The organism is Nesterenkonia ebinurensis, assembly GCF_008711175.1.
In the GTDB taxonomy this organism is placed as follows: domain Bacteria; phylum Actinomycetota; class Actinomycetes; order Actinomycetales; family Micrococcaceae; genus Nesterenkonia; species Nesterenkonia ebinurensis.
In genome coordinates this window covers 59114-73609 of the sequence record NZ_VWNF01000050.1, presented here as the reverse complement: position 1 = coordinate 73609, position 14496 = coordinate 59114, and the positions used below count along the sequence as shown (strand labels likewise).

The 14496-nt window shown below is 64.0% G+C and carries 12 protein-coding genes; 1 reads left to right on the top strand and 11 read right to left on the bottom strand.

The window, feature by feature from the left end; genetic code table 11:
• Positions 1–4: 4 nt before the first annotated feature.
• The 3 genes from F0311_RS17470 to F0311_RS17465 are packed head-to-tail and all read right to left on the bottom strand — an operon-like array spanning position 5 to position 1584.
• Positions 5–634 (bottom strand): anthranilate synthase component II, encoded by a 630-nt coding sequence (locus F0311_RS17470; protein WP_150463237.1) that lies wholly within the window; start codon positions 632–634, stop codon positions 5–7.
• Between the two features lie 9 nt (positions 635–643).
• Positions 644–808, bottom strand: a complete 165-nt coding sequence (locus F0311_RS18225; protein ID WP_191090019.1) for a hypothetical protein — start codon at positions 806–808, stop codon at positions 644–646.
• A complete protein-coding gene (locus F0311_RS17465; RefSeq protein WP_191090018.1) occupies positions 808–1584 on the bottom strand; it encodes a class E sortase in 777 nt (258 codons plus the stop codon). The genes F0311_RS18225 and F0311_RS17465 overlap by 1 nt, the downstream gene beginning before the upstream one ends.
• A gap of 181 nt (positions 1585–1765) precedes the next feature.
• Here F0311_RS17465 and F0311_RS17460 point away from each other — a divergent pair, with 181 nt between their 5' ends.
• Entirely contained in the window at positions 1766–2065 is a 300-nt protein-coding gene (locus F0311_RS17460; protein ID WP_223881460.1) for a cell division protein CrgA, read from the top strand.
• 197 nt (positions 2066–2262) lie between these two features.
• Here F0311_RS17460 and F0311_RS17455 read toward each other — a convergent pair whose 3' ends face one another.
• From F0311_RS17455 to F0311_RS17420, 8 genes are all read right to left on the bottom strand, one after another.
• A complete protein-coding gene (locus F0311_RS17455) occupies positions 2263–3375 on the bottom strand; it encodes a hypothetical protein (protein WP_150463234.1) in 1113 nt (370 codons plus the stop codon).
• A 303-nt stretch (positions 3376–3678) separates the two neighbouring features.
• Positions 3679–4467 carry a type 1 glutamine amidotransferase gene (locus tag F0311_RS17450; protein ID WP_263406281.1) on the bottom strand — a complete coding sequence of 263 codons (789 nt, stop codon included), beginning with the start codon at positions 4465–4467 and terminating at the stop codon, positions 3679–3681.
• A 104-nt stretch (positions 4468–4571) separates the two neighbouring features.
• The gene (locus F0311_RS17445; RefSeq protein WP_223881478.1) at positions 4572–5969 is read right to left on the bottom strand and encodes a Mur ligase family protein; all 1398 of its coding nucleotides are present in this window, start codon (positions 5967–5969) and stop codon (positions 4572–4574) included.
• Between the two features lie 9 nt (positions 5970–5978).
• A complete protein-coding gene (locus tag F0311_RS17440; protein ID WP_150463231.1) occupies positions 5979–8090 on the bottom strand; it encodes a protein kinase domain-containing protein in 2112 nt (703 codons plus the stop codon).
• Between the two features lie 147 nt (positions 8091–8237).
• Positions 8238–9938 (bottom strand): protein kinase domain-containing protein, encoded by a 1701-nt coding sequence (locus F0311_RS17435; protein ID WP_150463230.1) that lies wholly within the window; start codon positions 9936–9938, stop codon positions 8238–8240.
• The gene (locus tag F0311_RS17430) at positions 9935–11395 is read right to left on the bottom strand and encodes a penicillin-binding transpeptidase domain-containing protein (protein WP_150463229.1); all 1461 of its coding nucleotides are present in this window, start codon (positions 11393–11395) and stop codon (positions 9935–9937) included. The genes F0311_RS17435 and F0311_RS17430 overlap by 4 nt, the downstream gene beginning before the upstream one ends.
• The gene (locus F0311_RS17425) at positions 11392–12870 is read right to left on the bottom strand and encodes an FtsW/RodA/SpoVE family cell cycle protein (RefSeq protein ID WP_150463228.1); all 1479 of its coding nucleotides are present in this window, start codon (positions 12868–12870) and stop codon (positions 11392–11394) included. Before F0311_RS17425 ends, F0311_RS17430 begins: the two co-directional genes overlap by 4 nt.
• Positions 12870–14489, bottom strand: coding sequence for a PP2C family protein-serine/threonine phosphatase (locus tag F0311_RS17420; protein ID WP_150463227.1), 1620 nt, complete (start codon positions 14487–14489; stop codon positions 12870–12872). Before F0311_RS17420 ends, F0311_RS17425 begins: the two co-directional genes overlap by 1 nt.
• Positions 14490–14496 lie beyond the last annotated feature (7 nt).

The window sequence follows — 14496 nt, the reverse complement described above, 5'->3', positions numbered from 1 at the left end:
CAGTTCAGCGGATCGGGTTGAGGTCTGCGGCCCGGGCAGCGGCGCCCTCCAGGCCCAGCGACTCCAGCCAGTTGCCCAGCATCCGGTAGCCGCCCTCGGTGAGCACAGACTCCGGGTGGTACTGCATTCCCCACAGCGGTGCGGTGCGGTGGGCCAGGCCCATGATCACCCCGTCGGAGGTAGTGGCGGTGACTTCCAGGACATCCGGGACAGTCTCCGGCTTCACCGCCAGCGAATGGTACCGAGTGGCCTCAAAGGTCTCCGGCAGCCCAGCGAAGGACTCATGCCCGGTATGGGTGACCGGGGAGGTCTTGCCGTGCATCAGCTGCTCGGCATGGGTGACCACTGCACCGAAGGCCTCGCCCAGTCCCTGGTGGCCCAAACATACCCCCAGCATCGGGGCTCGTGCGGACTCGCACCAGCGGATCAGCTCCACCGAGACTCCAGCCTCAGCCGGTGTGCCGGGGCCTGGGGAGATCAGTACCCCGTCATGCTCAGCCGCCAGGGCCATGGCCTCCTCCAGAGGCAGGTCATCATTGCGGATCACGGTGGTCTCAGCGTTGAGCTCCCTCAGGTACCCCACCAGGGTGTAGACAAAACTGTCGTAGTTGTCGATGACCAGAATGCGCGTCATAACCCTCTATTATTCGTCGTCCATCGTCACATCGCCCAATGGGCTGTGCTCGCTCAGCCAGGGGAACACAAACTCCATCAGTCCGTAGACCACCGCTGCCAGCAGCACCAGGGTCAGGATAATCCGCAGCCACAGCGGACCAGGCAGCACCGTGTTGAAGAACCAGGCGTACATCAGGCCCCCCTTTCTGACACCCAGAACAGCTCCGCTATCCGGTCGTGGTGGGCCAGCTCAGCTGGAGCCTCCCCGCCCAGCGGTACGAAGTCCACGATCTCAGCATGGTGGATCAGCCGTTCCCGGTTGGAGTACATCGGATGACAGGTGGTGAAGGTCAACACGCCCACCTCGGCCTGTTCCCCAGGCTGGTTAGGCACTGGGCTGAGCACCTCGGTCTGGGTGGGCAGGACCACATGCCGCTCCCGCACCTGATAGACGTACATGCCGTCATTGGAGACCACGTAGATATGATCACCGGTCTGCAGGTCGTCCTGGTTGCCCAGCATGGAGGCGTTGGTGTTGCGATGCCCGGCCATGGCAAAGTTCCCCGGCTCATCCGGCCACTGGGTCACGCTGTAGTGGCCCACGCCGCCGCGGTCGATCTGCTCAGCTCCTACCCCGTGACGGATGGGAGCAGCCCAGCTCTCGCCCAACCGCGGAGCATAGGCAACCCCCATGATGTCCTCCGGCCCAGTGGCACCGCGCATAAGGGGCGCGCACCCGATCTCGGTGCCGTCATCTAGGGTGTAGCAGACCTCGAAGTCCTGCGGATTCGGCCCATCCTGGGCGTCGTCGTCCTCGATGACCGGTAGCTCGGGGGTGTTGGCATAGAAGTCCTCTAGGGACTCCTGCCGGTCAGACTCGGCCTCGATTCCGGTCCACCACAGCTCCCAGACCACAAACAGTAGGCCCAGCACACCCAGGGTGATAAGAATTTCGCCGAACCCGCTCACTAACTTGGCACCTAGAGAACGACGACGACGCGGCCGCCCCTGAGGTGCCTCAGCAGCCCGCTGTGTCGGACCGGCATGCCGGGGTGGTGCAATGGACATCGTGATCAGCAGCTCGCTTTGCGTAGAATGACGCGGAAGACTTCAGATGTCCACAGGATACCCAAAAACTCAGGAGTTCTACGTGCCAGAGTCCAAGCGCCGCAAGAATCGCAATCACAGCGCCCAGCAGGGCGGTGAGTCCAGCTCCGGGCTCTCCGGTGCCGAGCAGTTCGGCTTCGAAGACCTGGAGGCTGATGATGAGTCGCTGCCTGGCTGGTACAAGGTGACCATGTTCGGCCTGATGATCCTGGGGCTATTGTGGGTGATTATCTGGTACGTCACCTCCGGGGACCTGCCGATCAGTGTCGCCGGCGGCTGGAACATCATCATCGGTTTCTCCATCGCGATGGTCGGCTTCTTCATGACGATGCGATGGAAGTAGGGCCTTATAACTTGGCAAAGCCTCAAAGTGCCTAGTTAACGAGGTTGAGGCGGGGTGGGCAGAGCCGGTTAGGCTGAGTCCATGGCCACCGTGCTTGACATCGAGGTGGGCGAGAGTCTCCGTACGAGGTGGTGGGAGTGGTTCGTACCGGAACGGCAGCCCTTCTCGAAGCATGCCCGGGCTGTCTGCCTCTGCTTCTAGGTGACCGGTCTGAGACCCGCGCGAGCCAACTTCTTGATCAGCAGCTGCCGATTGCGCAGCTCGGACTTACCCCATCTGACGAATGTCCACCCTTGCTCTTCGGCGGCTTCACGGCGCTGCTTCTCCAAGTAGTGCACTTCGGCAGCAGAATTTCCATTCATCAAATCCGGATCGAAGTACTTGGCCTTGCCGTCTACCTCGCCAGCGATCCGCTCCTTCTCCCAGGCGAAGTCAAACCTGATCCCTCCTAATCTGGTGTGGAAAACTCTCTGCAGGATGGGAGGTGGCGCACCGATCTCATGCAGAACGGCGCGAGATTCGGATTCCAGCGGTGACTCTGATCTGGGGTCTGCAAACTGCCAGGCGCGATCCCAGTTGTTGCGCTGCCGCTTCGTCTTCAGATAGTTGAGCCATTCGCTGACATCAGCATCCTGCCGGGCTTTGACGGCGTCGAGGATAACCACAGCTTCGGTGAAGGGCAGGCGACTTGCGGTGTCCACTGCTGCCAGAGCCAAGGGCTCAGCCTGAAAACCTTGTGGCGGCCCCTGCACGGACAGTAAGGAATCTGGCTGAATCCGCACCTGAGGAATATTGAGCTTCTGCAGGCGCAAATTCTTGCGAGCCTCTGTTCGTGTCATGCTTGCCGGGCAAGAAGGTTCTAGAAGATCAAGCGGAATGTTTCGCAGAGAAGCAGCGGCAGATGCTTCAGATTCCGGATGAGCAGCCATATATCTGCGGAGAAACTCATTCACCGGGACGCTTCCTGTCATCTGTGGAGCAGGACGTGTTTTTGCCGTCCCCCGATCTCTGGTTCGTGCGTAGATGACCTCGGGCGTACTGATGAGCGGGAGCCCGTGAAGCAACAGCGCACTTTGCCTGCAGAAGACTGGTTCCTTTGTCATCGCGATAGCAGTGAGAACTATTTCGTAGCGCACCCAGGGCGGTGAACTGAACCAATCCTGGGCGGCCACGTAAACCCCGCGCCGGACTCTTAGGAAATTCCCCCGTGCCAGGGCTTTGACGAGCCGCTCGTTGGAGTGAGAGCCGTTCGGCTCTAAGCGTCCACGGATCAGACGAATATTTTTGGTATCTTTTAATCTAGTTTGCATACATCTAGTATCGCTGCAGATCTATAAGCTTCAGCTCTTCAGATGGGAATCTGTGGATAACTCCGGAAAGTTACTCTGGTCCGCGGGCATCAGGGCGTTATTGGATTATCGGCATCTCATGAGCAGCCGATAATCCAATAAGCGACTGATTTTGTGAGGGGGAGAGCTACGGGACAGGAAAGTGCAGGGCTAGGGCGGGCTAGGGGCGGTGGCTCAGCTCAGTGGGCGGTGGGCCAGCTCGTATGGGCTGGGGACGGTAGGTCAGCTCAGCGAGGACGGGGACGAGGACGGGAGTGGCCAGGGTTAGCGAGGGCGGGAGGCGGCGATGTGGCGGGCGCGATCGGTCAGCGCATCCAGCGGCAGCGGGGCGGTCTGCGGAGCTGCAAGCTCACCCAACTGATCACCGAATTTCTGCTGCACCGCAGTAGCGATGAGGAAGTCCGCGATCGCCGGATTCTTCGGCAGCAGAGAGCCGTGCAGGTAGCTGCCGAGCACATTGCGGTGCCGGGCCCCCTCATGGGCGTCGCGCTGGTTATTGCCCTCCCCGGCGGTGACCGCGGCCAGTGGGGCGGCGTCGTCGCCCAAATAGGTCTGCCCGGAGTGGTTCTCATAGCCGATCACAGTGCCGAACTGATCCGACTCCGCCACCACATTGCCGATCAGTCGCTTATCAGTGCCATAGGTCTCCACGTCCAGCACCCCAATCCCAGAGATCCGGCTGCCCTCGCGAGTTTCGAAGAAATGCCCGAAGAGCTGGTAAAGGCCGCAGATCATCAGCATTGGCACATCCTGCTCGGCCAGGGCGTGCAGGCGCTTGCCGATGCCCAGCAGGTCAGCCTGAATACGGTCCTGCCCGGAGTCCTGTCCGCCGCCGCCGATGAGAATGTCCGGATCGGTGGGGAACTCATCGCCGGGGTCATAGCTGAGCATCACAGGGGTGTAGCCATACCATTCGAGCCGCCGCTTGAGCACCAGAGCATTGCCGTAGTCGCCGTAGATGTTCATATCCCGCGGGTAGAGCTGGAGGACTCGAATTTCCTTGAGACGTGATGGTCGCGGCGATGCGGCTGAGAGGTGAGCGGGCGACCCGATTGAGCCGAGCGAAGACCCGAGCTTGCTCGAGGCTTCCGGAACGCTTGGGGCTTGGCGCACCGTAGGTGCGACACCTGCGCCCGCCGCCGGGACTGGCACTGTCATCAGTTGAACGCCTCCACCTCTGTGTAGGAGCCCAGGTGCTTACGCAGCGCGAGCATCGCGGTATAGGTGCAGAAGATTCGGCGCGGGGTCTGCGGGTGGGCTGCGAGGAACTCATCCAAGGCCACCACCAGCTCTGGCTCCACTGCATCCACCGGCACCCCGTCGTAGTGCAGGCGCAGGGCCATGTCATAGGTGCGCACCCCTGAGACCATCGCCACGCCCTGACCGGCCAGGGACTCGAAGCTGACATCCCAGAGCCAGCTCATATCCCGACCGTCGGCATAGTTGTCATTGATCGCGATCATGGTGGCAACACCCTCAGCAGAGAAGCTGCTCAGTCCCAGGCGAAACCCGGCCGGATTCTTCACCAGCACCAGGTCCACCGGCTGACCGCCCACGCTCAGCGACTCCCCACGGCCGAATGCCGGTGCAGCCTCCTTCAGCGAGCGCAGCAGGGCGTCAAAGTCGATTTGCTCCCCCAACACCATACGCACCAGGGTCAGTGCGGCGGCAGCGTTGTACGTGTTGTAGGCGCCATTGACCGTCAGCTCCGAGGTGATCTCCTCGGTCGAGTTACCGGCGCTGATCCGGAAGGTGCCCTGCTGGGTACCCAGCCCAGTGAGCGTGACATCGGCGTACGGAGCTTTCTCATTCTCGCTGAGTGCATGATCTGTGCAGCTCTTTGGCTCAGAATCGGCCGAGTTGCTGCACAAATCACGCACTGAATGGTTTGGTGTGGGTTGGCCTACGGCGGCGGTATCCACATGCAAATCGTCGTCGCTGGGGAAGTGCTTGCGCAGCTCCGGGGCCAGCCCGAAGTACCGAATCTCCTGGCCCTGTATGGAATCCGCGATCCGCGCCACCCGGGCGTCCTCCCGGTTGAGCACCACCCCCTGGGTGGTGTGCTCCGCGATGGTGCGCAGCATCCCGGCGGTGGTGTCGATCTCGCCGAAACGGTCCAGCTGATCGCGCATCACGTTCAGCAGCAGGCTGTATCGCGGGGCCACCGCCCGCACAAAGTGCACCGCATGGGCCTCATCCAGCTCCAGCACTGCGATATCAGCCTCCAGTGTGCCGCGTGGGCTGATCTCGCCCAGCACAGAGGCCACCACCCCACGGGTGAAGTTGGAGCCGGACCGGTTGGTGAAGACCTTCAAACCTTGGCCACGCAGCAGCTCGACCACCATTTTGGTGGTGGTGGTCTTTCCGTTAGTCCCGGAGACCACCACCACGCCACGGGGCAGCTGGGCGAGCACACTGGCCAGAAAACCGGGGTCGAGCCTTTCGACCACAAGCCCGGGAAAGGCGGAGCCGGAACCGCCGCGCAGCTTGGTCACCGCACGGGCAGCTTTGCCGACCAGGATCGAGGCCGGCCGCGGCGGACGGGGACGGATCACTGCCAAGGACTATTCCTCATCCTCATCGTTGCCGTTCCCATTGCCATCCTCATTCCCGGGATCCTCCTCATCCTCGTCCTCATCGCCGTTGTCGGAGTCTTCATCCTCCTCATCCTCATCTTCTTCATCCTCGTCGTCGTCCTCATCCTCATCGGGCCAGGACTGCTGACTGACGGCATGCAGATAGATGACGGCGTCGTTGGGAACGGTGCCCCCATCGTTCACGGAGTCGCCGGTGGGGGACTCCACAGTGATCTCCACGACCTCACCGGCGAAGCTGATCCCCTCATCCTCAGGATCTTCCACTGTGACCCAGTGGACCTCCCATTCGAAGTCCTCGGCGGCCAGGGCCTGCCCGGCCTCCTGCTGCCAGATGCCGATCAGTCCGGAGGGCAGCTCACGCTCGCCGGTGGAGATCACCAGGTCCACTGTCTCCCCGGTCGTCACGCTGGTGCCGGACTCAGGGCTGGTGCTGATCACCTCGCCCTCAGCGTACTCTTCATGGTCCTCCTCGGTGACCTCACCGACTTGAAGGCCGGCATCCTCAAGGATGCTGCGCACTGTCTCCTCAGGCTGACCCGCCAGCCCGTCCGGGATCTGCACATCGGAGGGCCCTTCAGAGATATAGAGGGTCACCTCAGAGCCGGACTGGGCCTCCTCGCCAGCCTCCGGGTCGGTGCGGGTGGCATGGTTAGCCTCTACCTCATTGTCCGGCTCGGTCTCTACCTGCACGGTGAATCCCGCGTTGGTCAGCTCAGCATGGGCTTCGGGCTGTGACCACCCCGCCACATCGGGGACGGCGATCAGCCCATTATCGGCTACCTGATCATCGTCAGGACCGCCGTCCAGCAGCTGGGCGAGCAGGAAGGTCAGCCCCGCCACCAGCACTAGCGCCAGCAGCACCAACAGCACGTAGAGCCCGGCCCGGTTGCGTCGCGGGGCGCCGGCTGCCCCGTACTCCTGGTAGTCGTCATAGTCAGGGTCCTCAGGGGTGCGGGCAGACATGGCCGGCTGCCGGCTCACCAGATTGTCAAATCCGGCGGTCCCAGCACTCATAGCGCCCACAGCGGCAAGCTCCGTGGTGGCAGCCTCATCCACCGGGATGCCGCGCAGGGCATCGGCCAGGGCGTCGTCGAACTCATCCGCCGACTGGAACCGCAGCGCTGGGTCCTTGGTCAGCGCTTTGGCCACCACTGACTCCATGGCCGGGGAGATGCGGTTGTTGTAGTCGGAGACCGCAGGCGGCTGTTCGCGCACATGCTGGTAGGCCACCGAGACGGGGGAGTCACCGGTGAACGGCGGGCGGTTGGTCAGCAGCTCAAAAAGCACGCAGCCGGCCGAGTACAGATCGGAACGGTGATCGACCACCTCCCCGCGGGCCTGCTCCGGGCTCAAGTACTGGGCGGTGCCCACCACCGCGGAGGTTTGAGTCATGGTCTGCGCGGAGTCGGCCAGGGCTCGGGCGATGCCGAAGTCCATCACCTTGACATCCCCGGCATTGGAGACCATCACATTGGAGGGTTTGATATCCCGGTGCACGATTCCGCGGGAGTGCGAGTAGCTCAGCGCGGCCAGCACCCCAGACATGTAGCCGGCGGCCTCGGTCTCGGTCAGCGGCCGTTCCAGGGCCGAGTCGATCTTCTCCTGCAGCGGCTCGGTGACATGGGGAACCACCTGGGTGTCATCCGGATCGGCCACCCCCAGAACGTCAGAATCAGTGCGGGCCTCGCCCCCGGTGGACTCACCGGGCTCCGGTGGGGGCGGCGGGGCGTCCTCGTCCTGGCCGGAGGGGGTACCGTGCAGAATATGCCGCAGGGTGACCCCGTCCACGTACTCCATCACAATGAAGGGGGTCTTGATCTCCGCCCCGTTGCCGGGCACCTCGGCGGAGCCGGTGTCGTAGACGCCCACAATATTAGGATGGTTCAGCCCGGCTGAAGACTGGGCTTCGCGCTTGAACCGGGTCTGGAACATCGGGTCGCGCGCCAGGTCGGGGCGCAGCATCTTCACCGCAACCTCACGCTCCAGGGACAGGTCCTTGCCGCGGTAGACATCAGCCATCCCGCCGCGTCCGATCAGCGCCTCAATCTGGTAACGCTCGTTGAGCACTCGCTCGGTCATCGGTCACCTCCTGAGGCGAAAAGATCAGAGAACGGCGCCCGACAGAGCCGAGCGGAGACTGGAGCAAACTCCGAGTCTATCGAGGCGACTGAGGAGCCTGAGCGGAACGACGACGCGGTGGTCGTGAGTCGGATATGGATACTCACCTTAGTCCTCCCCTCCCTCAGTAGGTGTGGGGGAGGTAGGGCTAGGCTCTGGGGTCGGTGAGGTCGGCTCAGTTGTGGTCGGTGGTGGCGGCTCCTCCTCATCGTCGTCATCCTCGTCGTCGTCCGTGGGTGGAGTTGACGGTGTTGTGGGCGTTGTGGGTGTGGGCGGTGGAGGCGCTTGGGTAGTGGGCGGCGGGGGCGGGGGAGCCGTGGTGGTCGGTGGCGGGGGCGGGCCAGCCGAGTAGAACAGGGTCACTGTGGCGCCCGGGGGCAGACTGCCGGCAGGGGTGACCCCGGTGATGGTGCCAGCCGGCTGGTTGGAGACCACCTGCTCAGAGAGCACCTCGAGCCCCTCGTCCTCCAGCAGCGCCACGGCCTCCTCCAGGGGCAGGCCCAGCAGGCTCTCCTCGTCCACCTCCACCAGCTCTGGCTCTGCGGTGGCGGTCTCGGTGGCGTACTCGGTGATGTACTGGGTGGGTACCACTGTGGAGCCCTCTTCCGGCTCCTCCTCATCGGCGGCCATCATGGGCAGCACCCAGGCGCCGAAGAGCGCCAGCAGCACCAGAATGATCAGCGTGATGGCGGGCCAGCGCCAGCGCGAACCGATAGTCGACTCCCGCTGTGCTGCAGAGTCTGCGCCATTGGTGCGCCGCCGCTCTCGGGTGGTCGGCCCGGCCGCAGCAGTCTGGGCTGTGGCTGGCAGTGAGGGTCCGTCACTGGGTTCTTCGGGGGTTCCAGCGGAAGCGGCCCCCGCGCCGCCTTCCCCCGGCGCATCGCCGCCTCCGGCAGCGGAGGTGCGGGGAATCAGCTGAGTGCTGTCCTCGTCCCCGGTGCCCGCCAGGTGATTGGTCAGTGCGGGGACTGCCGCCACCGCGGAGTCGGTGTCCCCGCGCAGCAGCGCTTCGGCGGCATCTGCCATCTTGGTGGCATTGGCCGGGCGCTGGTCGGTGTCCTTGGCCAGCATGGCCATAATCAGGGCACGAACCTGTCGCGGAATATGGTCCGGCAGCGGCGGCGGCGGGTCGTTGACCTGCTTGAGGGCGATCGCGATCTGAGACTCACCGGTGAAGGGCCGGTGGCCCACCAGGGCCTCATAGCCGATCACACCCAGGGCGTAGATATCGGAGGAACCGGTGGCGTGCTGGCCGGTAGCCTGCTCCGGGGAGAGGTACTGCACAGTGCCCATCACCTGGCCGGTGGCAGTCAGCGGTACCTGGTCGGCCAGCCTGGCAATCCCAAAATCGGTGATCTTCACCCGCCGGGTAGGGGTGATCAGCAGGTTGCCGGGTTTGACGTCGCGGTGCACCAGACCCTGGTCATGAGCCACCTGCAGGGCTCGGCCGGTCTGGGCCAGGATGGAGAGCACCTTCTCCCAGGGGAGGGTCTTCTCCTTCTCCAAGATCACGCTCAGCGGCCGTCCCGGCACCAGCTCCATCACCAGGTAGCCGGAGCCGGCCTGTTCGCCGTAGTCGTAGATATCGGCGATGCCGGGGTGGTTAAGCAGTGCGGTATGCCGGGCCTCGGCGCGGAACCGGCGCAGGAACGCCTCATCGCCGGTGTACTCCTCCTTGAGGATTTTGATCGCGACCGTGCGGCCGAGGACCTCGTCATCGGCCTTCCACACCTCGCCCATACCGCCGATGGCGATGCGCTCGGTGAGCTTATAGCGGTCACCCATGGTGATCCCGACTGCGGGTCTCATTCCTCAATCACCGCTTCCAGCATAGTGAGCATCTGGGAGCCGGTGAGCTCATTGCCTCGGCTCATGTCGATGCCCTCATAGACCACGGTCACTGCGTACTGCGGATCATCAGCGGGGGCGAAGCCGGTGATCCAGGAGTTGACCATGTCATCTCCTGCCCCGCGCTGAGCGGTGCCGGTCTTGGCCGCCACCTGGAATCTGCTGGAGTCGGCCCGCCAGCCGGTGCCCTCCTCAACTGTGGTCACCATCATCTCGGTGAACTCATCAGCAGTGGAACGGTCCATCACATCATTCAACACCTGCGGCTCCGGGTTGTTGAGGATCTGCAAGTCTGAGCCGCGGATCGTGTCTACCATCTGGGGCTGCATCAGAGTGCCGCCATTGCCGATGGCGGAGGCCACCATGTTCATCTGCAGCGGGGTGGCGGTGACACTGCCCTGGCCGATGGCAGCCCGGGCCAGTTCGGCGTCGTCGGCGACCTCCGGAAAGCGCGAGGGCTGAACATAGATCGGAATGCGCAGCGCCTCATTCCATCCGTAGGCCTCAGCGGCCTCCAGGACGGCCTCCTCGCCCAAGTCCATGGCGGCCGCGGCGAAAGGAGTGTTGCAGGACTGGGCGAAGATCCAGTTCAGCTCCGCCTCCGGGCGGGCTGCGCAGCCGCCGTCAGCGAAGTTCGGCAGAGTGGACTCTGTCAGCGGCAGTTCCAGTTCACTGGGGTTCTCCAGCTCGGTGTCCAGCTCGTAGTCTCCGGAGTTCAGCATGGCCAGGCCGGTGATCAGCTTGAACACCGATCCGGGGAAGATCGGGTTATTGGTGGCCACGTTGTAGTTCAGGTGCAGACCCTCAACCTCCTCCAACCGCTCCAGGTTCTCCTGGAACTGAGAGCCTGAGTGCACGGCCAGCTCATTGGTGTCATAGCTGGGCCGGGACATCATCACCTTGACCTCGCCGGTGCGCAGATCGGTGAGGATGATGGTGCCGCGCTCGTTCTCAGGGATGAGGTCATAGGCCAACCGTTGCAGCTCCGGATCTAGGGTCAGCTCCACCTGGGCGCCCATCAGGGTGTCCCCGGTGAACAGCGCAGTGATCCGGTCGAAGAACTGGGCATCGGAGTGCCCGGAGAGGTAGTCATTGAGCGCGTACTCGATCCCCGATTGGTTGGGTCCGGGGGTGACCACTGAGAAGTAGCCGGTGATATGGCTGTAGAGCTCCGGGTCCTGGTAGACCCGCTGGTAGTCGTACTGGGTGGCATCACTGGGCACAGACTCAGCGATCACCGTACCGTCCACGGTGATCGGCCCGCGCGGGGCTCCGGCATCGGCGATCAGCTGCCGAGAGTTCCGGGGGTCGGAGTTCAGCGAGTCAGTGAAGACCACCTGGGTCAGGCTCAGCGCTACGAACAGGGCCAGGAACATCCCCACGGAGACTACCCAGGTGTGGCGGATGGCATTGTTCACTGCTGCTCACCCCCGTCCCGTTCCGAGGAGGATGCGGCAGGGAACTGCTGGGTCCCGTCGTCTACCGGCTTCTGTTCCCCGGTGTCGCGGCCGCGCAGCGGATCCTCGGTGCCGGAGGCTCCCGCCCCGGTGGTGTTGAGCATGGGGCCCACCACAATCGGGCGCCGGGCGGCGTGGCTGATCAGCAGCACAACGGCCACGATCAGCCAGTTGGCCAGCAGTGCAGAGCCGCCTGCGGCCAGGAACGGGCTGACCAGGCCGGACATCGGGATCACCCGGGTGATCCCGCCGACCACCACAAACACCTGCAGCACCAGGACCACGGCAAGGCCCACTGCCAGCAGCTTGCCGAAGTGATCGCGGGTGCCCAGCCCGGCACGCATGTACCGGGAGAACAGGATCAGGTAGAGCACCAGCATGCCGGAGAGCCCGATGAAGCCCAGCTCCTCGCCGAAGGCCACGATGATCATGTCTGAGTTGGCCAGGGCCACGATCTGTGGGGAGCCTGAGCCCAGGCCGGTGCCGGTCAGCCCGCCGTGGGCCAACCCGAACAGCCCCTGCACCAGCTGGTGGGATCCCAGGTCCTGATCGTACATCTGCTGGTCGAAGGCATTGAGCCAGATGTCGAACCGGTTCCGGGCATGCCAGACGAACTGGTAGGCCAGCAGGGCGCCTACGGCCACAAAGACCCCGCCGATCACAATCCAGGAGATTCGGGAGGTGGCTACATAGATCACCGCCACAAACAGGCCGAAGAACATCAGCGCATTGCCCAGATCGTTCTGCACGATCAGCACACCCATGGCGATCAGCCAGGCCAGGAAAAGCGGTCCCAGGTCCTGCAGGCGCGGGAAGGTCATCGGCCCGATCTTCTTTCCCGCCAGCAGGATCAGATCGCGGTTGTTGGCCAGGAAACCGGCGAAGAAGATAGCCAGGGTGATCTTGGCCAGCTCACCGGGCTGAAAGCTCATCCCGCCGATGCTGATCCAGACCTGGGCGCCCTGAATGTCTTGACCGATGCCGGGCACGATCGGCAGGAACAGCAGTACCACTGAGGCAGCCAGACTGAGATAGGTCAGCTGCCGCAGCTTGCGGTGGTCGCGCAGCAGGACCAGCAGCAGCATCGCTGCGGCCATCGACAGCCCGGTCCACATCAGCTGCCGGTCGGCCACACCCTCGTACCGGGTGGTGAAGTCCAGCCGGTGGATCATCGCGATCCCTAGCCCATTGAGAGTCACCACGATCGGCAGGATGAACGGGTCTGCGTATTCGGCCCGGATGCGCAGCACCACGTGGAAGGCCAGGGCCAGGGCAGCCTGAGCCCCGCCCTCGAAGTAGTAGCGCTCATCAATGGTGTCCTCGAGGGTCAGCCCCACCAGCACCTGGGCGCCGATGCCGATGGTCAGCGCCAGCAGCAGCAGCACAAGCTCAATGTTGCGCCGTGGCCTAGAGTGGGCCTCAGCCTGCGTTGCCATCAGTTCCCACCCCCGGTGATCTGCTCGAGGTTCTCCACGATCTGCTCAGCGTGTGCCCGGTCCTCGGCGAAAATCCCAGACTCCACCCGGTTGCGGTCATAGCGGGGCAGATCCTCTACGCTGATCCCGGTGTGCTCGTCCACCTCGGAAAGGGTGATGGGGCCCAGGGACTGGGAGACCCCGGTGAAGATTGCCACCTGGCCGTCATCCTCACCCACGTAGTACTGGGTCTGGGTCCACACATAGCCCAGGAAGGTCACCACTGCCACCAGCACCACCAGAAGTGCCACGAAGGTGGGCAGGAACCAGGCACGACGACGCCGGGTTGCCTGGACAGCGTCCAGATCCTCCTCGTCTAGGGCCACCTCATCCTGGTCCTGTTCTCCGCCTGGCGACTCAGGGGAGGTGCTGGGGCTCTCCGGTGCCGGGGTGTCGATCGCGCCTCCGGTGCTCATTCCCTCAGTCGCCTCGGAAGAGCTGGGGTGAGCTCTGCTCTTCTCTCGGCTCAATCGACCACCGTCCTCGGCACCCAGCATCTCGGAGTAGGTGTGCCGGACGGGTTTGAGCGGCTGGCCGGTGAGCAGCGCAGCCATCGGGTGCTCATCCACGTTGCGCGGCACCACCGGGATGGTGCCGGTCTCTGCGGCGGCCACCGCGGCGCCGACCAGTTTATGCGGTCGGACGCCCAGGGTGCGCTCGACCATGGCGGCTGAGAGCGGGGAGAGCTCCCCCTCTTCGGAGGACAGTCCCTCCAGGGCGCTGCGGTTGACCACCGGGATGACGTCCAGCTCCATGGTGTGCTGGTTGCCCTGGGGGTCAGTGAAGTCCCCGGTGGAGGCGGCCGCCACGGCCTGCTCGCTCAGGGGGACCTCATCGGAGCTGGTCAGGTGCTCCTGTTCGGCGGTGACCACATCCAGGGCGATCACCGTGACGTTGTCGGGGGCCCCGCCCTCGACGGTGAGGTCCACCAGATCGTCCACAATCTTCTCCAGCGGGTCCCCGCTGCGCATCTTCTGCTCGATCAGCCGGTCGGAGACCACGGCGTTGAGCCCGTCGGAGCAGAGCAGCCAGCGCTCGCCGGCCTCCAGTGGGAAGCTGGTGATATCCAGCTCGGGGGAGGCGTCCACATCACCGAGCACCCGCATCAGCACGTTCTTGTGCGGGTGGTACTCTGCGGCCTCCGGGTCTAGCCGGCCCTCGTCCACCAGGCGTTGCACGAAGGTGTGGTCGTGGCTTACCTGGCGGAACCGGCCCTTCTTCAGCCGGTAGGCACGGGAGTCGCCGATATGGGCGAACTGCAGCTTGTTCTCGGTGATCAGGATGGCGGTGATAGTGGTGCCCATCCCGGCCAGCTTGGGATTGGTCTTGACCAGCTTGTTCAGGAACGCGTTGGCGGTCTGGATCTCATCGGGCAGCACCGTGTCCGGCTCGGCGAAGCCGCGGGTGTCCAGATGGGCGAGGTCCAGCACGGTGGAGGCGGAGGCCACATCGCCGCCGGCGTGGCCGCCCATTCCGTCGGCGACCACTGCGAAGTAGCGCCCGGCGTACCCGGAGTCGTCGTTCTTGGAACGGACAACCCCCTCGTCCGAACGCGCAGCGAAGCGGAAGACCAAGCTCATAGTGGGT

Coding starts and splice junctions, on each gene's coding strand:
- F0311_RS18225 (WP_191090019.1), bottom strand. CDS start 808: ATGTACGCCTGGTTCTTCAACACGGTGCTGCCTGGTCCGCTGTGGCTG.
- F0311_RS17425 (WP_150463228.1), bottom strand. CDS start 12,870: ATGGCAACGCAGGCTGAGGCCCACTCTAGGCCACGGCGCAACATTGAG.
- F0311_RS17435 (WP_150463230.1), bottom strand. CDS start 9,938: ATGAGACCCGCAGTCGGGATCACCATGGGTGACCGCTATAAGCTCACC.
- F0311_RS17470 (WP_150463237.1), bottom strand. CDS start 634: ATGACGCGCATTCTGGTCATCGACAACTACGACAGTTTTGTCTACACC.
- F0311_RS17455 (WP_150463234.1), bottom strand. CDS start 3,375: ATGCAAACTAGATTAAAAGATACCAAAAATATTCGTCTGATCCGTGGA.
- F0311_RS17440 (WP_150463231.1), bottom strand. CDS start 8,090: ATGACCGAGCGAGTGCTCAACGAGCGTTACCAGATTGAGGCGCTGATC.
- F0311_RS17420 (WP_150463227.1), bottom strand. CDS start 14,489: ATGAGCTTGGTCTTCCGCTTCGCTGCGCGTTCGGACGAGGGGGTTGTC.